The 18,761-nt window shown below is 74.5% G+C and carries 14 protein-coding genes and 2 riboswitches; of the genes, 9 read left to right on the top strand and 5 right to left on the bottom strand.

From position 1 onward, the window contains the following. The first annotated feature begins 45 nt into the window (after positions 1-45). A riboswitch (cobalamin riboswitch) is annotated at positions 46-188 on the top strand. Between the two features lie 28 nt (positions 189-216). From ACFP6A_RS07415 to ACFP6A_RS07385, 7 genes are all read left to right on the top strand, one after another. Further along, complete coding sequence (locus ACFP6A_RS07415; protein WP_379602783.1) at positions 217-2,274, top strand: VWA domain-containing protein; 2,058 nt, start codon at positions 217-219, stop codon at positions 2,272-2,274. After that, positions 2,274-2,888 carry a cob(I)yrinic acid a,c-diamide adenosyltransferase gene (gene cobO / locus ACFP6A_RS07410; protein ID WP_379602781.1) on the top strand — a complete coding sequence of 205 codons (615 nt, stop codon included), beginning with the start codon at positions 2,274-2,276 and terminating at the stop codon, positions 2,886-2,888. Before ACFP6A_RS07415 ends, cobO begins: the two co-directional genes overlap by 1 nt. A 16-nt stretch (positions 2,889-2,904) precedes the next feature. Beyond that, positions 2,905-5,361: a cobyrinate a,c-diamide synthase gene (locus tag ACFP6A_RS07405; RefSeq protein ID WP_379602779.1), complete on the top strand. Its 2,457-nt coding sequence runs from the start codon at positions 2,905-2,907 to the stop codon at positions 5,359-5,361. A gap of 10 nt (positions 5,362-5,371) precedes the next feature. Further along, positions 5,372-6,412: a nicotinate-nucleotide--dimethylbenzimidazole phosphoribosyltransferase gene (gene cobT / locus ACFP6A_RS07400; RefSeq protein WP_379602777.1), complete on the top strand. Its 1,041-nt coding sequence runs from the start codon at positions 5,372-5,374 to the stop codon at positions 6,410-6,412. Continuing rightward, a complete protein-coding gene (locus ACFP6A_RS07395; RefSeq protein WP_379602775.1) occupies positions 6,412-7,443 on the top strand; it encodes a cobalamin biosynthesis protein in 1,032 nt (343 codons plus the stop codon). Before cobT ends, ACFP6A_RS07395 begins: the two co-directional genes overlap by 1 nt. A 142-nt stretch (positions 7,444-7,585) precedes the next feature. After that, positions 7,586-7,783, top strand: a complete 198-nt coding sequence (locus ACFP6A_RS07390) for a CbtB-domain containing protein (RefSeq protein ID WP_379602773.1) — start codon at positions 7,586-7,588, stop codon at positions 7,781-7,783. Positions 7,784-7,791: 8 nt separating this feature from the next. After that, the gene (locus tag ACFP6A_RS07385; protein ID WP_379602771.1) at positions 7,792-8,520 is read left to right on the top strand and encodes a CbtA family protein; all 729 of its coding nucleotides are present in this window, start codon (positions 7,792-7,794) and stop codon (positions 8,518-8,520) included. Here ACFP6A_RS07385 and ACFP6A_RS07380 read toward each other — a convergent pair. Genes ACFP6A_RS07380 through cobN form a run of 4 tightly spaced genes read right to left on the bottom strand, consistent with a single transcriptional unit; the run spans position 8,444 to position 15,031 of the window. Continuing rightward, positions 8,444-9,229 (bottom strand): cobalt-precorrin-6A reductase, encoded by a 786-nt coding sequence (locus tag ACFP6A_RS07380; protein WP_379602769.1) that lies wholly within the window; start codon positions 9,227-9,229, stop codon positions 8,444-8,446. The genes ACFP6A_RS07385 and ACFP6A_RS07380 overlap by 77 nt on opposite strands. Further along, complete coding sequence (locus ACFP6A_RS07375; protein ID WP_379602767.1) at positions 9,226-10,704, bottom strand: cobyric acid synthase; 1,479 nt, start codon at positions 10,702-10,704, stop codon at positions 9,226-9,228. The genes ACFP6A_RS07380 and ACFP6A_RS07375 overlap by 4 nt, the downstream gene beginning before the upstream one ends. Then, entirely contained in the window at positions 10,701-11,417 is a 717-nt protein-coding gene (gene cobF / locus ACFP6A_RS07370; protein ID WP_379602765.1) for a precorrin-6A synthase (deacetylating), read from the bottom strand. The genes ACFP6A_RS07375 and cobF overlap by 4 nt, the downstream gene beginning before the upstream one ends. Beyond that, the gene (gene cobN, locus ACFP6A_RS07365; RefSeq protein ID WP_379602763.1) at positions 11,414-15,031 is read right to left on the bottom strand and encodes a cobaltochelatase subunit CobN; all 3,618 of its coding nucleotides are present in this window, start codon (positions 15,029-15,031) and stop codon (positions 11,414-11,416) included. The genes cobF and cobN overlap by 4 nt, the downstream gene beginning before the upstream one ends. Before the next feature lie 36 nt (positions 15,032-15,067). Then, positions 15,068-15,197: riboswitch (cobalamin riboswitch) on the bottom strand. Between cobN and ACFP6A_RS07360 the strand changes: the two genes are divergently transcribed. After that, positions 15,196-15,774 (top strand): histidine phosphatase family protein, encoded by a 579-nt coding sequence (locus ACFP6A_RS07360; RefSeq protein ID WP_379602761.1) that lies wholly within the window; start codon positions 15,196-15,198, stop codon positions 15,772-15,774. (Overlaps the previous riboswitch by 2 nt.) A 5-nt stretch (positions 15,775-15,779) precedes the next feature. After that, on the top strand, positions 15,780-16,532 hold the full coding sequence (cobA, locus tag ACFP6A_RS07355) for a uroporphyrinogen-III C-methyltransferase (protein WP_379602759.1): 753 nt from the start codon (positions 15,780-15,782) through the stop codon (positions 16,530-16,532). 21 nt (positions 16,533-16,553) lie between these two features. Here cobA and glgB read toward each other — a convergent pair whose 3' ends face one another. Next, complete coding sequence (gene glgB, locus ACFP6A_RS07350; RefSeq protein WP_379602757.1) at positions 16,554-18,761, bottom strand: 1,4-alpha-glucan branching protein GlgB; 2,208 nt, start codon at positions 18,759-18,761, stop codon at positions 16,554-16,556.

Genomic DNA, 18,761 nt, shown 5'->3' with positions numbered 1-18,761 from the left:
TTCGCACGCTATCGTGGCCACCGTCACGAGGTGCCTCTGAGACCGAGCCGTCGGAAACGGCGGGGCTGGCGACGAGGAGAATCTGGGAAGCCGGTGAGAGTCCGGCACAGGCCCGCTGCGGTGAATCGGGCCCCTGGCGACGGGGGACCCGACAAGTCCGAAGACCGGCCTCGGGACCGGACCGTGTTCCATGGCGCAACCGAGCGGGAGCCTCGTATGCCGGTGCAGTACCCCTTCTCAGCCGTCCTCGGGTGCGAGGCCGACGCCCTGGACGACATGGGGCTGGCCCTCGTCCTGACCGCCATCTCGCCGGAGATCGGGGGCGTGCTCGTCCGCGGCGAGAAGGGGACGGCCAAGTCCACCGCCGTCCGCGCGCTGGCGGCGGTCCTCCCACCGATCCACGTGTACGCGGCCGACCGGTTCTCGGTCGACCCGGCAGACTCCTGCGCGGTCTCGCCGGACGGCCCGTTCGGCGGCGACGCCGAAGTGGTCACTCGCCCGGTTCGTCTCGTCGAGCTGCCCGTCGGTGCGACGGAGGACCGCGTGCTGGGCTCCCTGCACCTCGGACGCGCACTGTCCCAGGGCTCCGTGGAGTACGAGCCCGGCCTGCTCGCGCGCGCCCACCGCGGCATCCTCTACGTCGACGAGGTCAACCTGCTGCACGACCACCTCGTCGACCTCCTGCTCGACACCGCGGCCATGGGCCGCGCCACGGTCGAGCGGGACGGCGTCTCGGTGGAGCACGCGGCTCGGTTCGTCCTCATCGGCACCATGAACCCCGAGGAGGGGGAGCTGCGCCCCCAGCTCCTCGACCGTTTCGGGCTCACCGTCGAGGTCCGGGCACCGCGCGACCCGGCGGTGCGGGCCGACGTCGTCCGGCGCCGGATGGCGTACGACGCGGACCCGGTGGGGTTTGCGGCGCGTTACCGCGCAGCCGACCAGGCGCTCACCGGACGGATCGCGAGCGCCCGTGAACGGGTCGCCACCGTGCGGCTGACCGAGTCCGCCCTGCTGACGGTTGCCGAGGTCTGTGCCGCGTTCGAGGTGGACGGCCTGCGCGCGGACATCGTCACCGCACGCACCGCCGTGGCCCACGCCGCGTGGGCGGGGCGCGACGAGGTCACCACGGCAGACATCCGCCGGGCCGCGCTGCTGGCTCTGCCGCACCGCAGGCGGCGCACGCCGTTCGACGCGCCAGGGCTGGACGAGGACCTGCTCGACCAGGTCCTCGGCGACGGTCTGCCTCCGGACCCGCCAGAAGGCCCGGGCCCGGGGGGGTCCCCGGGGCAGGACCGCGGCGCCCAGCCGGACGGCGGCGAACAGCCGGACGGCGGCGCCCAGCCGGACGGCGGCGCCCAGCCGGACGGCGGCGAACAGCCGGACGGCGGCGAACAGCCGGACGGCGGCGGACAGCCGGACGGCGAGCGTGCCGGGGCCGGTACGCAGACGGTCGTCCAGGCCGGCGCGCCACAGCGCCCGCGACTGCTCACCGTCGACGGTGTCGGCTCGGGGGCGACCGGTCGCCGCAGCCGCGCCATCTCCAGCAGCGGCAGGCGTGTCGGCTGCGAGCCCGGTGACAGCGGTTCGCTCCACCTGGTCGAGACGTTAAAGGCGGCCGCCGCTCAGCAGCCCGTCCGCCCCCGGGCAGGCGGCCGGGTGGACCTGCGGGCCGAGGACCTGCGGATCGCGGTCCGTGAGGGCCGGGAGGCCAACCTCGTCCTGTTCTGCGTCGACGCGTCCGGGTCGATGGCGGCGCGCAAGCGGATGACCCAGGTGAAGACCGCGGTCCTCTCGCTGCTGCTGGACGCCTACCGCCGGCGCGACAAGGTCGGCCTGATCACCTTCGGTGGCGGCGGCGCCGAGCTGGTCCTGCCGCCGACCCACAGCGTCGAGATCGCCGCCCGCCGCCTCGACGAGCTCCCCGCCGGCGGTCGGACACCGTTGGCCGAGGGCCTCCTGGAGGCGGCCCGGGTGCTGGAGCGCGAGCGCCTGCGGGACCCGCGCCTGCGCCCGCTGCTCGTCGTGGTGACCGACGGGCGCGCCACCGCGGGAAAGGACGCGGTCGCCCGGTCGGGTGAGGCTGCCGAGCACGTCGCCCGCCTGAGCGTGACCACGGTCGTCGTCGACGGGGAGAGCGGCCCGGTGCGACTCGGCCTGGCGACCCGGCTGGCGAGCCTGCTGCGGGCCGAGCACCTGCCCGTGGCGGAGGTGACCGCCCAGACCCTGACCGGCTCGGTCCGGCGCCACACCCGCGCGACGAACGGAGCAGCCTGATGCCCGAGGGCCGACCCACCACGATCCCGGACGACGGGCTCACGACGCGGCAGCGTCGCAACCGCCCGCTCGTCGTGGTCCACACCGGCGACGGCAAGGGGAAGTCGACCGCGGCCTTCGGGCTCGCTCTGCGCGGCTGGAACCAGGGCTGGCGTATCGGGGTCTTCCAGTTCGTGAAGTCCGCCAGGTGGCGTATCGGTGAGCAGACGGTCCTGGAGCGGCTGGGGGCCCTGCACCGCGAGACCGGAGAGGGCGGGCCGGTCGAGTGGCACAAGATGGGCTCCGGCTGGTCCTGGAGCCGCAAGCAGGGCGACGCCGAGGACCATGCCGCGGCCGCCCTCGAGGGGTGGCGCGAGGTCAAGCGTCGTCTCGCGGACGGTGCTCACGACCTGCTCGTGCTGGACGAGTTCACCTACCCGATGACGTGGGGGTGGGTGGACGTGGATGACGTCATCACCACGCTCCGGCGGCGACCAGGTCACCAGCACGTGGTGATCACCGGCCGCAACGCCGACCCCCGGCTCGTCGAGGCCGCCGACCTGGTCACCGAGATGGCCAAGGTCAAGCACCCGATGGACGCCGGCCAGAAGGGGCAGAAGGGCATCGAGTGGTGAGCCGGCGGGGGCCGGTGTGGTGACCCTGCCGCGGCTCGTCGTCGCGGCGCCGTCCACGGGCCAGGGCAAGACGACCGTCGCCACCGGCCTGATGGCCGCTCTGGCCGCCGCCGGGCACCGGGTGAGCGGGCACAAGGTCGGCCCCGACTACATCGACCCCGGCTACCACGCGCTCGCCACCGGCCGACCCGGGCGCAACCTCGACCCGCACCTCGTCGGCGAGGAGCGGATCGTCCCGCTCCTGCTCCACGGGGCGGCCGGCGCGGACGTCGCGGTGGTCGAAGGCGTCATGGGACTGTACGACGGTCGGCTGGGCACCGACGGGTTCGCCTCCACCGCGCACGTCGCCGCCCTGACCCGCTCACCGGTCGTCCTCGTCGTCGACGTCGCGCGGCAGTCACGCACCGCCGCTGCGGTCGCCGCGGGGATGGCGGCGTTCGACACCGGCGTCGACATCGCCGGCGTCGTCCTGAACCGCGCTGGCTCGGCGCGCAACGACGCCGAGGTCATCAGGGCGCTGGAGCGCGTCGGGCTGCCGGTTCTCGGGGTGCTCCCGCGGTCCGAGGAGCTGACCACGCCGTCGCGGCACCTCGGCCTCGTGCCGGCGGCCGAGCGCGACGTGTCGGCAGCGGTGGTCGCCCGGCTCGGGGAGCAGGTCCGGCGCCACCTCGACGTGGACGCCGTCCTGCAGGTGGCCCGGAGCGCTGTGGACCTGCCCGGCCGGGCGTGGGACCCCCGCGACGACGTCCATCCCCCCGGTGGCGGCAGGCCCGTCGTCGCGGTGGCGGCGGGGCGAGCCTTCACCTTCCGGTACACCGAGACCGACGAGCTGTTGCAGGCGGCGGGCTGCCAGGTCGTGCCCTTCGACCCCCTCGCCGACCCGGCGCTGCCCGAGGGGACGGCAGGTGTCTACCTCGGCGGCGGCTTCCCCGAGGTGTACGCCGCCGAGCTCGCTGCCAACCACAGCCTGCTCGAGGACCTGCGTGCCGCCGTCGAGGCCGGCGTCCCGACCGTCGCCGAGTGCGCCGGCCTGCTCTACCTGTCGAGCACGCTGGACGACGTCCCGATGGCCGGGGTCGTCCCCGCGACGGCGGCCATGACGGACCGGCTGACCTTGCGCTACCCGGACGCGGTCGCACCGGCCGACTCCCTCCTGGCGCGGGCGGGGGACCGGGTGACCGGTCACGAGTTCCACCGCACCCGGACCACCCCGGTGGCGGGCGGCTGCCCGGCGTGGGAGATCGACGGCGAGGCAACGGGTTTCGCCACGGCGACGCTGCACGCGTCCTACCTCCACGTGCACTGGGCGGGGCACCCGCGCACGGCACAGCGGTTCGCCGACGCCGTGCACGCGGCCACTCCCCACCGCCACACCCACCACCACCCGCGCCACCACCCGCGCCGGCCCAGGCCCGTCCTGCCTGCGGCGTCGTCGTCGCGGGACCCGCTGCTCCAGCCGCTGCGGCACCACGGTGACGCCGAGACCGGCGAGGCGCTCGTCGACCTGGCGGTCAACGTGTACGACGGCGACCGGCCACCGTGGCTGGAACGAGCGCTGCGGGAGTCGCTGACCGACGCGGCGTCCTACCCGGACGCGTCCGCCGCCGCCGCCGTCGTCGCCCGGCGGCACGGCCGGGAGGCCGACGAGGTGCTGCCGACCGCCGGGGCGGCCGAGGCGTTCACCCTCCTGGCGCGTCTCGAGCCGTGGCGCCGGCCCGTCGTCGTGCACCCGCAGTTCACCGAGCCGCACGTGGCGCTGGAGCAGGCGGGGCGAGCGGTCACGACCGTGCTGTGCAGGCCCGAGAACGGTTTCGCGCTCGACCCCGACGCCGTCCCGCAGGACGCGGACCTCGTCGTCGTGGGCAACCCGACCAACCCGACCGGGGTCCTGCACCCTGCGAGCGCCCTGAGACGCCTGCGCCGCCGCGGCCGGCTCGTGGTGGTGGACGAGGCCTTCATGGACGCCGTGCCCGGCGAGGCGGAGTCGCTCGCCGGGGAGCGGCTCGCCGGCCTGGTGGTGGTTCGGAGCCTGACCAAGCACTGGTCCGTGCCGGGCATCCGCGCCGGGTACGTCGTCGGTGATCGCTCGGTCGTGCGCCGGCTCGCCGCGGTCCAGACCCCCTGGGCGGTGTCGTCACCGGCGATCGCCGCCACGGTCGCGTGCTGCGGACCGGCCGCCGCAGCCGAGGGCTCTCGTCGCGCCCAGTCGGTGGTGCGCCGCCGAGAGCTTCTCGAGGACGGACTGCGCCGCCGCGGCATCGACGTCGTCCCGTCAGCGGCTCCGTTCGTCCTGGCCCGCCCGGGCACCGGGGTGCACGCGGCCCTGCGCGAGCGCGGTGTCGCCGTCCGCCGTGCCGACACGTTCCCGGGCCTGGACGGCAGCTGGGTGCGGATCGCCGTCCGCCGGCCGGCCGTCACCCTGCGGCTCCTCGAGGAGCTCGACCGACTGTCCGCCAACCGTTCCCACCTGTGACAGGAGTCCGATGCCTGCCGTGTCCACCCCCTCCGCCGTCGCCCGCGATCACGCCGCCAGGCGGCTGGCGGCGCTGGCGACCCCGCCCGGTGCCCTCGGCCGCCTCGGGGAGCTCGCCGTCTGGGTCGCCGCCTGTCAGGGCCAGGTGCCACCACGGCAGGTCGACGACGTCCGTCTGGTCATCTTCGCCGGCGACCACGGCGTCGCCGCCCACGGCGTGTCAGCGTTCCCGCCCGCCGTCACCGGCGCCATGGTCCGGGTCTTCCTCGCCGGCAGGGCCGGCGTCAGCGCGCTGGCGGCCACGCACGGCGTCACCGTCCGCGTCCTGGACCTCGGGGTCGACGAGGCCTTCGACGACCTGGACGACGCGACGAGGTCCGCGCTGACGGCGCACAAGGTCCGGCGCGGCAGCGGCGCCATCCACCTCGAGGACGCGCTGACCGCCGACCAGACCCGCGCCGCCCTGGACGCCGGGGCCCGGGTGGCACGCGAGGAGATCCAGGCCGGCGCGCAGCTGCTCATCAGCGGTGACATGGGCATCGGCAACACCACTCCCGCCGCCGCCATGGTCGCCGCCGCGCTCGGCGTGCCCGCATCCGAGGTCGTCGGCCGCGGCACCGGCATCGACGACGAGACGCTGAGGCGCAAGACCGGCGTCATCGACGCGGCCCTGACCCGCGCCGGGACCAGGGTGTCCGACCCGGTCGAGACGCTGACGGCGCTCGGCTCGGCGGACCTGGCAGCCGCCACGGGCTACCTGCTCGCAGCAGCCCAGGACGGCGTCCCGGTACTGCTCGACGGGCTGATGAGTGTCGCGTGCGCCGTGACCGCCGACCGGATCGAGCCGGGCGCGGCGGCCTGGTTCGCCGCCGGGCACCGGTCCACGGAGCCTGCGCAGTCCCTCGCGCTGGGCAAGCTCGGGCTCGAGCCGCTGCTCGACCTCGGCCTGCGGCTGGGAGAGGGGTCAGGCGCGGTCGCCGCCGTACCGGTCCTGCGCAGCGCGGTCGCGCTGCTGCGCGACGTCGCCCTGCTCGAGGAGATCCCCGCCTGATGCCGCCGGACGCCCCGGGACCACGGGTGCCGGCACGTGCGGCCGGCATCCTGCTGGGGTTCGCCGCGGACCGCCTCCTGGCAGACCCGCGGCGGTACCACCCGGTGGCCGGCTTCGGTCGGGCCGCCGCAGCCGTCGAGCGCCGGCTGTACGCCGACTCGCGCGCTCGGGGCGCAGCCCACGCCGCGGCGCTGGTCGGGGCAGCGGTGGCGCTCGGTGTCGCCGCCGAGCGCCTCACGGTCCGCCCGACCGCCCGGGCCGTGGTCACCGCCGTCGCGACGTGGACGGTCCTGGGCGGGCGCACCCTCGACCTCGAGGCCGGCGCGGTCCAGGGCCTGCTCCGCAGCGGCGACCTGCCCGCGGCGCGAACCCGGGTCCGACGTCTCGTCGGCCGGGACACCGGCGGGCTCGACGTGCCGGAGGTCTCCCGGGCCGTGGTCGAGTCGGTCGCGGAGAACACGTCCGACGCGGTCGTGGCCCCCCTGGTGTGGGGCGCAGTGGCCGGCGTCCCGGGGCTGCTCGGGTACCGCGCCGTCAACACCCTCGACGCGATGGTTGGCCACCGCAACGCCCGTTACCAGCGCTACGGCTGGGCCTCGGCCCGACTGGACGACCTGGTGAACCTGCCGGGATCGCGGCTCACCGGTGTGCTGACCCTCGTCGCCAGCCCGGCTCGGGCCGGGGACGCGTGGCGCACCTGGCGTCGGGATGCCGGGCGCCATCCGAGCCCGAACGCGGGCGTGGCGGAGGCCGCGTTCGCGGGTGCGCTGGGCGTCCGGCTCGGCGGCACGAACCGCTACGACGGCAACCGCGTGGAGCACCGCGCCGTCATGGGGGACGGCCGTCCGCCACGGCCCCAGGACATCACGCGTGCGCGGCGCCTCGCCGGGCGCGTCGGGGCCGGGGCCGCGCTGACCGCCGCCGTGACGGCGGCCGTGCTGGGACGCAGGCAGTGGGGCTACCGGTCGTCCTGCTCGGCACGTCGGCGACCGACCCGTGCCCTCTGGCGCCGGCTGCGGCCGGGCGGCTAGAGTCGCCGTGCGGTCGCAAGGAAGCCGGTGGGAGTCCGGCACAGTCGCGCTACTGTGACATCGCCTCGGCGGTGGAGTCAGACCCGAGCGGCCGTCACTCAGCCCATCGACAGGGACGCACGAATCCCTGAGAGGACACGCCATGTCGCACTCCGCCGTCATCCCGGTCACCGAGCCGGTCGCCGTCCCCACCGTCCCGATGCGGGAGCTGGCGCCCTGGGCGCTGTTCCTCGGCCTCCTCGCCGTGCTCGCGCTGTTCTTCGCCACCACCGACCAGGGCGCGGTGGTCCACGAGTGGGTCCACGACGGCAGCCACCTGCTCGGCTACCCCTGCCACTGACGCCCGCTGTGAGCGCACGGGCGCTTCTCCTGCGCGGGCTCGCCGCCGGACTGGTCGCCGGGCTTGCCGCCTTCGTCGTCGCCTCCGCCGTCGGAGAGCCACAGGTCGAGGCTGCCGTCGCCCTGGAGGGAGCGGGTGCCACCGGCGGCGGGATCCCACGAGACCTGCAGGCGACCTGGGGACTGCTCACCGCCACGACGGCGGTCGGCCTGGCCCTCGGCGGAGCGGTCGCGCTCGTCGTCGCGGGCACGCTGGGCCGGCTGGGCCGCCTGCGGCCCGGGCAGTCCACCGCACTCGTGACCCTGCTCGGGTTCGTCTCGGTCGCGCTGGTCCCGTTCCTCAAGTACCCCGCGTCACCCCCTGGGGTCCACGACGGCGAGACGATCGGCCAGCGGACCGCGCTCTTCTTCGGTTTCGTGCTGGTGTCGGTCGCGGCGGCCGCTCTCGCCACCCGCGGTGCCCTGTGGGTGCGCCAGCGGGTCGGCACCTACGGCGGCGTCGTGGCCGGGGTGACCGGCTACCTGGTCGTCGTCGTGCTGGCCGGCCAGGTCCTCGCGCCGGCCGAGGGGACCGGCGACTTCCCCGCCGACACGTTGTGGTCCTTCCGGCTGGCGTCGTTCGTCACCGTCGCCACCCTCTGGGGCGTCATCGGTCTGGTGCTCACGGGTCTGGTGTCGCGGCTCGACGCCGTCGAGACGGCACCGGCCGCGCGGCGTGAGACGGTCGCCGGCCTCTGACCCACTCGACGGCCTCGTCGACGGTGGCGACGGTCGGGACGCCGACCGGCCCGGCGGGACGACGGACGACGACGACCGCGGCGCCGAGCTCGGCGGCGGCCTGCAGCTTGGGCCAGGTGAAGGTGCCGCCGGAGTCCTTGGTGACCAGGACGTCGGTGCCGTGACGGCCCATCAGCCCTCGCTCGCCCTGCACGGTGTACGGGCCGCGGCTGGTGACGAGCTGCCAGGAGCTGGGCCACACCTGCTCCGGCAGCTCCACCACACGGGCCAGGACGGCGCGGTCCCGCAGCGCGGGGACGAACCGACCGAGCTCCTGGCGTCCGACCGTGAGGAACGGGCGCCGTCCGAGGTCGGCCGCGGCGTGGGCCGCCTGCTCGGACGTGTCGACGTAGGTCCAGGACGGCTGCGGCGTCCAGGCCGGCCGCTCCAGCCTCAGCAGCGGCACTGCCTGGGCCGCGCAGGCCGCGGCGGCGTTGCGGCTGATGCCGACTGCGAACGGGTGGGTCGCATCGACCACCGCGTCGTAGTCGGCGAGGGCTGCGCGCAGCCCGTCGACGCCGCCGAAGCCACCGACCCGGACCGCGCCGAGCGGCAGCTGCGGCCGGGTGACCCGCCCGGCCAGGGAGCTGGTGACGTCGATCCCGTCGGTGGCCAGCCGGGCCGCCAGCGCGCGGGCCTCGCTCGTACCGCCGAGCAGGAGCAGCCTCACGCGGCACCACCGGGCGGCAGCACCGGCAGGCCGGAGGGCGCGCCGTGCCGGGCCAGGTCGAGCAGGGCGTCGACGTCGAGGTGCTGCTCGACCAGGTCGCCCAGCCGGTCGAGCCGCCGTGCCCGGGCCTGCGGGAAGGACGCCTCGGACGGCGGCAGGCCGAGGGTCGCGGCGAGGAAGGCGCGACGCAGCTCGTCCCCCTCGAGGGTGCCGTGCCACATCGTCCCGAAGACGTTGCCGGCGCGCACCCCACCTGCGAAGGCCTCGCCGGACCCGACGGTGATGCGGCCGTGGTGGATCTCGTAACCGCTCGCCGGGACGCCGAGGGCCTCCCCGACGGGCAGCCGCAGGCACTTGTCGGTCTCGAACTCGGTGCGGACGTCCAGCAGGCCGAGGCCGGCGACCGCCGTCCCCGCAGCACCCTCGACGCCGTGCGGGTCGCTGATCGTGCGGCCGAGCATCTGGAAGCCGCCGCAGACGGCGAGCAGGGGGCGTCCGCGACGGACGTGGTCAGCGACGGCGACGTCCAGACCCCGCGAGCGCAGCCAGGCCAGGTCGGCGATCGTCGAGCGGGTGCCGGGGAGCACGAGCAGGTCCGCGTCGGCGACGTCGCGCGGGTCCGTGGCAAAGGTCACGTCGAGGGTGGGTTCCAGGCCGAGCGCGTCGACGTCGGTGACGTTGCTGATCCGGGGCAGCCGGATCACGACGACCTTGCGGACGCCGTCCGTGGTCGCGCGCCGGCTGGGGATGTCCAGGGTGTCCTCGGAGTCCAGCCACAGGCCCGGGTCCCAGGGCAGCACGCCGAGGACGCGTCGCCCGGACAGCCGTTCCAGGGACTGCAGCCCCGGGGCCAGCAGCGCAGGCTCTCCGCGGAACTTGTTGACGACGAAGCCGGCGACGAGGCGCTGGTCGCCGGGGTCCAGCAGGGCGACGGTGCCGAACAGCGCGGCGAAGACACCGCCGCGGTCGATGTCCCCGACGACGACGACGGGCAGGTCGGCGTGCCGGGCCAGGCCCATGTTCACGTAGTCGCCGCGGCGCAGGTTCACCTCGGCCGGGCTGCCGGCACCCTCGGCGACCACCACGTCGAACCGGGAGGCCAGGTCGTCGTACGCGGCGTGCGCGGCCGCGGCGAGGTGCCGACGTCCGGCCACCCAGTCGGTCGCGCTGACCTCCCCCGCGGGGCGCCCCATGAGCACGACGTGGCTGCGCCGGTCGGAGCCCGGTTTGAGGAGCACCGGGTTCATCGCCGGTTCCGGGACGACCCCCGCCGCGAGCGCCTGGACCCACTGGGCGCGGCCGATCTCGGCGGTCGAGCCGTCCGGGCTGGCGCAGACCATGGAGTTGTTCGACATGTTCTGCGCCTTGTACGGCGCGACGCGGACGCCGCGGCGGGCGAAGGCGCGGCACAGGCCGGTCACCACGGCGCTCTTGCCGGCGTCGGAGGTGGTGCCGGCCACGAGCAGGCCGCTCACTCGGGTGCCCTCAGCAGGTACACGTCCATCACCCAACCGGCGCGCTGCCTGGCCCGCAGCCGCGCGTCCTCGAGGTGGCCGGCGACGTCGCCCACCCGCCCGGCGGCCAGCTCCTCGGAGTCCGTGCCGAGGTTGGCGCCCCACCAGATCGACCAGTCGTCGAGGCCGGTGAGGTCGAGCGAGCCGGTGAGCATGACGCACAGGTTCCTCTGGCCGGCGGTGACGTCCTCGCGCAGGCGACGGGCCGTGGTGACGTGGACGGGTCGGCCGACCGGGTGCAGCACGATCCGGTGCCGTGCGGCGAGGAGCTGCGGCGCGCTGATGCCGGGCAGCACGTCGTACTCGACCGGCAGGCGCTCCGCCAGCGACTCGACGACCCGGATCGTCGAGTCGTACAGCGACGGGTCGCCCCACACCAGGAGCGCTGCTGTGCCACCGCGTGCCCGCAGGACGTCCTCGTACACGGCGACCCGCGCCCGGTGCCAGTCGCGCACCGCCTGCTCGTAGTCGCCGGGGGCACGGTCCCGGTCCGGGTCCGGGACGACGACCACCGGGACGCCGTGCGCCGCCGCGACCTCCCGGCGCGCGGCCAGCAGCCCGTCGTCCGCGGACTTCTCGGTGGCGAGTACGTAGTCGCACGCGCGCAGCGCGTCCGCGACCTCGCAGGTGACGTGGTGCGGCCCCATGCCGACCCCGAGGATGCGGACCCTCACACCGGCCTCGCCCGCTGGACGCCGTCCTCGAGGTCGCCCTCGACGTCCAGGTAGACCTGCTGCAGGGCGGCGAGGGTGTCGGGGTCCGGCTCGGCCCACATGCCACGCTCGGCGGCCTCGTGCAGCCTTTCCACGATGCCGCGCAGGGCCCACGGGTTCGAGGTGCGCATGAACTGCTGGTTCGTCTCGTCCAGGACGTACTCCTGGGCGAGTCTCTCGTACATCCAGTCGTGCACGACGCCCGTGGTGGCGTCGAACCCGAAGAGGTAGTCGACGGTGGCCGCCAGCTCGAACGCGCCCTTGTAGCCGTGGCGCTGCATCGCCGCCACCCAGCGGGGGTTGACCACCCGCGCCCGGAACACCCGGGCGGTCTCCTCGCTGAGGGACCGGGTGCGGACCGAGTCCGGCGAGGTGGAGTCGCCGACGTAGGCCTTCGGGTCGGTGCCGGTCAGGGCACGGACCGTCGCGACCATCCCGCCGTGGTACTGGAAGTAGTCGTCGGAGTCGGCGATGTCGTGCTCGGCGGAGTCCACGTTCTTGGCCGCGACCTTGATGCGCCGGTAGTTGGCGCGCATGTCGTCGGCCGCGGGGGCACCGTGCAGGTCGCGGCCGTAGGCGAAACCGCCCCAGGCGGTGTAGACCTCGGCCAGGTCGGCGTCGTCGCGCCAGGAGCCCGACTCGACCACCTGGAGGATGCCGGCCCCGTAGGACCCGGGCCTGGAGCCGAAGATGCGGGTCGACGCGCGTCGAGGGTCGCCGTGCTCGGCCAGGTCGGCGAGGTAGCTGGCCCGCACGAAGTTGCGGTCCTCCGGCTCGTCGAGGTCCGCCACCATCCGGACGGCGTCGTCGAGCATGGTGACCACGTGCGGGAAGGCGTCGCGGAAGAACCCGGAGATGCGTACCGTCACGTCGATCCGGGGCCGCGACAGCTCGCCGAGCGGGACCACCTGCAGGCGGGTGACCCGGCGGGAGGCCTCGTCCCACTCCGGGCGCACGCCGAGCAGGGCGAGTACCTCGGCGACGTCGTCGCCGCTGGTCCGCATCGCCGAGGTCCCCCAGACCGACAGGCCGACCGACGTCGGGTAGGTCCCCGTCTCCTCGAGGTACCTCGCCAGCAGCGAGTCGGCCATCGCCTGGCCGGTCTGCCAGGCCAGCCGCGAAGGCACTGCCCGTGGGTCGACGGTGTAGAAGTTGCGGCCCGTCGGCAGCACGTTGACGAGTCCGCGCAGGGGGGACCCGGAGGGGCCGGCGGGAACGAAGCCGCCGGCCAGGGCGTGCACGACGGCGTCGATCTCCTCGCCGGTCCTCGCCAGCCGGGGCACCACCTGCTCGGCGGCGAACGCCAGCACCCGCCGGACCTCAGGGTCGTCGTGCAGGGCCGAGACCGCCGCCGGGTCCCAGCCGCTCGCCTCCATCGACTCCACGAGGGCCCGGGCCTGGGCCTCGGCCGCGTCGACGGCCTGCAGGTCCGTGCCGTCCCGCAGGCCGAGCGCCGTCCGCAGGCCGGGCACGGCGTTGCCGGCGCCGCCCCACACCTGGGCGGCGCGCAGGATCGCCAGCACGAGGTTGACGCGCGCCTCGCCGGTCGGCGCCACGCCGAGGACGTGCAGCCCGTCGCGGATCTGGGCGTCCTTGATCTCGCACAGCCAGCCGTCGACGTGCAGGAGGAAGTCGTCGAACTCCTCGTCGTCCGGGCGTTCCTCCAGCCCGAGGTCGCGGTGCATCTGCGCTGACCGCATGAGCTGCCAGATCTCACCGCGGACGGCGGGCAGCTTGGCCGGGTCCATCGCCGCGATGTTGGCGTGCTCGTCGAGGAGCTGCTCCAGGCGGGCGAGGTCGCCGTACGTCTCGGCGCGCGCCATCGGCGGGACGAGGTGGTCCACGACGGTGGCGTGGGCACGCCGCTTCGCCTGTGCGCCCTCGCCGGGGTCGTTGACCAGGAACGGGTAGACCAGCGGGAGGTCGCCGATCGCCGCGTCGGGCCCGCAGGACGCGGAGAGTGCGGCGTTCTTGCCGGGCAGCCACTCCATCGAGCCGTGCTTGCCGAGGTGGACGACGGCGTCGGCGCCGAAGCCGTGCTCCAGCCAGCGGTAGGCGGCGAGGTAGTGGTGGCTCGGCGGCAGGTCGGGGTCGTGGTAGATCGCCACCGGGTTCTCCCCGAAGCCTCGCGGCGGCTGGATCAGGACGACGACGTTCCCGGCCCGCAGGGTGGCCAGGACGAGCTCGCCGGCGTCGTTGACGAACAGACGTCCCGGGGCGGCGCCCCAGGCCTGGACCACGGCGTCCCGCAGGTCCGCCGGCAGGTCGGCGGTCCAGGCGTCGTACTCGGCCGGTGTGATCCGTACGTGCGCGTCGGTGAGCTGGGCACCGGTGAGCCACTCCTCGTCCTGCCCGCCGGCCGCGACGAGGGCGTGGATGAGGGCGTCCCCCGCGACCGTGTCGTCGTCGAGGTCGAGCAGGGCGGTGACCTCGTTCTCGCCGCCGAGGTCGTAGCCCTCCTCGCGCAGTCGGCGCAGCAGCCGGACGGCGGAGACCGGGGTGTCCAGGCCGACGGCGTTGCCGATGCGCGCGTGCTTGGTCGGGTACGCCGACAGCACGAGGGCGATCCTCTTCTCGGCGTTGGCCGTCCTGCGCAGGCGAGCGTGGTTGACGGCCGTGCGAGCCACCCGGCCGGCGCGCTCCGGATCGGCGACGTAGTGCGGCAGCCCCTGCTCGTCCAGCTCCTTGAACGAGAACGGCACCGTGATGATGCGGCCGTCGAACTCGGGGATCGCAATCTGTGTCGTCGAGTCCAGCGGGTTCACCCCCTCGTCGGAGGCTTCCCACTGGGCGCGGCTCGTGGTCAGGCACAGTCCTTGCAGCACGGGGATGTCGAGGGCGGCGATCCGCTCGACGTCCCACGCCTCGTCGTCCCCGCCCGCGCTCGCCGTGGCCGGCGCCGAGCCTCCCGCCGCCAGGACGGTGACCACCAGGGCGTCCAGCGTGCCGAGCGCCTCGTAGAGGTCGTCGGGCGCCGAGCGCAGCGACCCGGCGAAGACGGGTACGCCGACGGCCTCGCCGGTCGCGTCGATCGCGTCGGCCAGAGCGTGGGCGAACGCGGTGTTGCCGCTGGCCTGGTGCGCCCGGTAGTACAGCACTCCGACACGCGGCAGACCGGGGTCGGCTGAAGCCGGCCGCTCGGCGAACCCCCAGGCGGGTACAGCGACGGGTGGCTCGAACCCCTGGCCAGTCAGCAGCACGGTGTCGGAGAGGAACGCGTGCAGCTGGGTGAGGTTCGCCGGACCGCCCTCGGCCAGGTAGTGGTGCGCCTGCGTCGCCACGCCCATCGGCACGCTGGACAGCTCCATCAGCTCGGCGCTCGGCTGCTGCTCACCACCAAGGACCACGACCGGGGTGCCGCGCTCGCGCACCGAGCGCAGACCCGGCCACAGGTCGTGCGGGGAGCCGAGGAGTCGTACGACGACGACATCGGCGTCGGCGACCGTGGCCGTCAGCTCGGCCTCCGTGGCGCGGCTCGGGTTGGCCCAGGTGTACCTCGCGCCGCTGGCGCGCGCGGACAACAGGTCGGTGTCGGACGTGGACAGCAGCGCGACGTGCGCCGGCGACTCGGCCATCTGCCGGGATCCTCCTCCGGGGTTCTCGCCCCGTCGTGCGGTCGGACAACCCGTGAGCAGTGTCTGGCTACGTCGTCAGTCGACGTCACAGTGGCGGAACCGCCCCGGAGTCGCACCGGGTTCCTGGTCCACGGGCACGACGCAGCCTACGGGAGGATGGCCCCGTGAGCCGTCCGGTGTACCTCGTGCGACACGGTCAGTCGCAGTGGAACCTCGCCCGTCTGACCCAGGGACAGACCCCCCACCCCCGGCTCACCGACCTCGGCCGGCGGCAGGCCGCCGCGGCGGCGAGGACCATCGCCTCGGACGTGTCCCGGCTCGGCCTGCGGGTCGAACGAGTCGTCACCAGCGACCTGACACGCGCGGTGGAGACCGCGGACGTCGTGGCTGCCTGCTTCGGCGTCACCCTGACCTGCGACGTGCGACTGCGCGAGCAGCACCTCGGGGCCCTGCAGGGCCGCCGCTACGAGGAGACCTGGGCCGTGGCCGGTGCGACGGACTGGTCGGACCCCACCCAACCGGTCTACGGCGGCGAGTCGCCGATGGACGTCTACCACCGCATGCGAGCCGTCCTCGACGGCCTGGACCGTTCAGCGGTGACGGTCCTGGTGTCCCACGGCGACGCCATCCGGGCCGCGTTAGCCCACCTCGACGGCGTCACGCCGGACCAGACCCAGTGGCTCGACGTCCCGAACGGCGCGGTGGCCCGGGTCGGCGACGACGTGACCTGGCTCGGACAATGACCGGTATGACGGGGCGCAGCATGACCGTGGAACCGGACGGGTTCCCCGGCGTCACCCTGGTCGGTGGCGGGCCGGGCGACCGGGACCTGATCACCGTCGCCGGGCTGCGGGCCGTGCTCGGCGCCGACGTCGTGGTCACCGACCGGCTGGCCCCGGCCGGCCTGCTCGCCGAGCTGTCGCCGGGGGTCGAGGTGATCGACGTCGCCAAGGTCCCCCGGGGCCGCTCGACCGCGCAGGAGCGGATCAACGAGCTGCTCGTCGACCGGGCGAGGGCCGGGCGCAGCGTCGTGCGGCTCAAGGGTGGCGACGGCTACGTGTTCGGCCGAGGCTTCGAGGAGGTGCTCGCGCTGCAGGATGCGGGGGTCCCCGTCCGGGTGATCCCGGGGCTGTCGTCCTCGCTCGCCGTCCCGGCGCTCGCCGGGATCCCCGTCACCCACCGGGGCGTCGTCCACGACTTCACGGTCGTGTCCGGTCATCTGCCGCCCGGCCACCCGGACAGCCTCGTCGACTGGGCCGCGGTCGCTGCCCTGCGCGGCACCCTCGTCCTCATGATGGCGGTGGAGAACGGCGGTGCGATCGCTGACACGCTGCTCGCTGCGGGACGCCCGGGCAGCCAGCCAGCCGCCGTGGTCTGTGACGGCTCGCTGCCGACCGAGCGGGTGGTGCGCACCACCTTGGCCGACCTCGGCCGGGTCATCGCGACGGAGAGGATCCGTCCGCCGGCGGTCGTCGTGGTCGGAGAGGTCGCCGCCCTGTGAGCCGCCCCGTGAGCGGACTGCTCAGTCCCTGGCCCGGCGCAGCCACAGCGCGCCGAGCGGGGGTACCCGCAGCGTGGCCGAGGCGGCCATCCCGTGCCACGGCGTCTCCTCGGCCTGGACCCGGCCCAGGTTGCCGACCCCCGAGCCGCCGTACCCTTCGGCGTCGGTGTTGAGCACCTCGTCCCAGGCGCCGGCAGCGGGCATGCCCACCCGGTAGCCCTCGTGCGGGACGCCGGCGAAGTTCACCACGCAGACGAGCTCGTCGCCCTCCCGGTCGCGGCGGACGAACGAGAACACGTTGTGGGTCGTGTCGTTGGCGTCGATCCACTCGAAGCCGGCCGGGTCGAAGTCCAGCCCCCACAGGGCCGGGGTCTGCCGGTACAGCCGGTTCATGTCCCGCACCATGGCGTGCGCGCCGGCGTGCAGCGGCTGGTCGAGCAGCCACCAGTCCAGGCTGCGGGACTCCGACCACTCGGCCTCCTGCCCGAACTCCGCGCCCATGAACAGCAGCTGCTTGCCGGGGTGCGCCCACATGAACGCGAGGTAGGCGCGCAGGTTCGCCAGCTGCTGCCAGCGGTCGCCCGGCATCTTGCGCAGCAGCGAGCCCTTGCCGTGCACGACCTCGTCGTGGCTGATCGGCAGGACGAAGTTCTCGCTGAACGCGTACATGAGCGAGAACGTCATCCGGTGGTGGTGGTACTGCCGGTGCACCGGGTCCTCGGCGACGTAGCCGAGGGAGTCGTGCATCCAGCCCATGTTCCACTTCAGCCCGAAGCCCAGGCCGCCCACGTGGGTGGGCCGGGTGACGCCCGGCCAGGCGGTGGACTCCTCGGCGACGGTGACGATGCCCGGGACGCGCTTGTAGGCGGTGGCGTTGACCTCCTGGAGGAACTCGATCGCCTCCAGGTGCTCCCGGCCCCCGTACCGGTTCGGCACCCACTGCCCGTCCTGGCGGGAGTAGTCGAGGTAGAGCATCGAGGCGACCGCGTCCACCCGCAGCCCGTCGACGTGGAACTCCTCCAGCCAGTACAGGGCGTTGGCGACGAGGAAGTTGCGGACCTCCTTGCGCCCGTAGTCGAAGACCAGCGTGCCCCAGTCCGGGTGCTCTCCCTTGCGCGGGTCGGGGTACTCGTACAGCGGCTCGCCGTCGAAGCGCGCGAGCGCGAAGGAGTCCTTGGGGAAGTGCGCGGGCACCCAGTCCATGATCACGCCGATCCCGGCCTGGTGCAGCCGGTCGACGAGGTACCGGAAGTCGTCCGGGTGCCCGAACCGCGCCGTCGGGGCGTAGTAGCCGGTCACCTGGTAGCCCCACGACCCGCCGAAGGGGTGCTCGGCGACGGGCATGAGCTCGACGTGCGTGAAGCCGGTGTCGACGACGTAGTCGACGAGCTGGTCGGCGAGCTCGCGGTAGCCCAGGCCGACCCGCCACGACCCGAGGTGCACCTCGTAGACGCTCATCGGTCCGGTGTGCGGGTCGGTGCGGGCGCGCCGGTCCATCCACTCGGCGTCCTGCCACTCGTAGTGGCTCTCCACGACGACGGAGGCGGTGGACGGCGGGACCTCGGTGCCCTGGGCCACCGGGTCGGCCTTCTGCCGCCACTGGCCGTCGCGGCCGAGCAGCTCGTACTTGTACCGGGTGCCCGCGCCGGTGCCCGGGACGAAGATCTCCCACACCCCGGTCGAGCCCAGCGAGCGCATCGCGTGCGAGCGCCCGTCCCAGTGGTTGAAGTCGCCGACCACGCGGACGGCCTGCGCGTTGGGTGCCCACACCGCGAACGACGTGCCGGTGACCTCGCCGAGCGGCCCGGAGTAGTGGCGCACGTGGGCCCCGAGCACGGTCCACAGCTGCTCGTGCCGGCCCTCCCCGATGAGGTGGAGGTCGACCTCGCCGAGCGTCGGCAGGAACCGGTACGGGTCGTCCACGAGCTGCGGGTCGTGGCCGGCGTAGACCACCTCGAGCCGGTAGTCGGGCACCTCGGGGACGCCGAGCACACCGACCCACACGCCCTCGGCCTCGTGCCGCAGCGGGGTGCGCCCGGCGTCGGTCACGACGGTGACGGACTCCGCCAGCGGGCGCAGCGTCCGCACCGTCACCGCACCCTCGTGCACGTGCGCGCCGAGCACCGAGTGCGGCATCCAGTGCGAGCCCGAGGCGACGCGGTGCAGCTCCTCGACGGCGACCGGCCGCGGCGTGGGCGTGGGAGTGGCGGAGCGGGGGTCGTCAGCCAT

The sequence above is a fragment of the Quadrisphaera sp. GCM10027208 genome (genome assembly GCF_042658805.1).
Lineage (GTDB): Bacteria > Actinomycetota > Actinomycetes > Actinomycetales > SCSIO-59966 > SCSIO-59966.
This window is presented reverse-complemented; position numbering and strand designations above follow the sequence as displayed.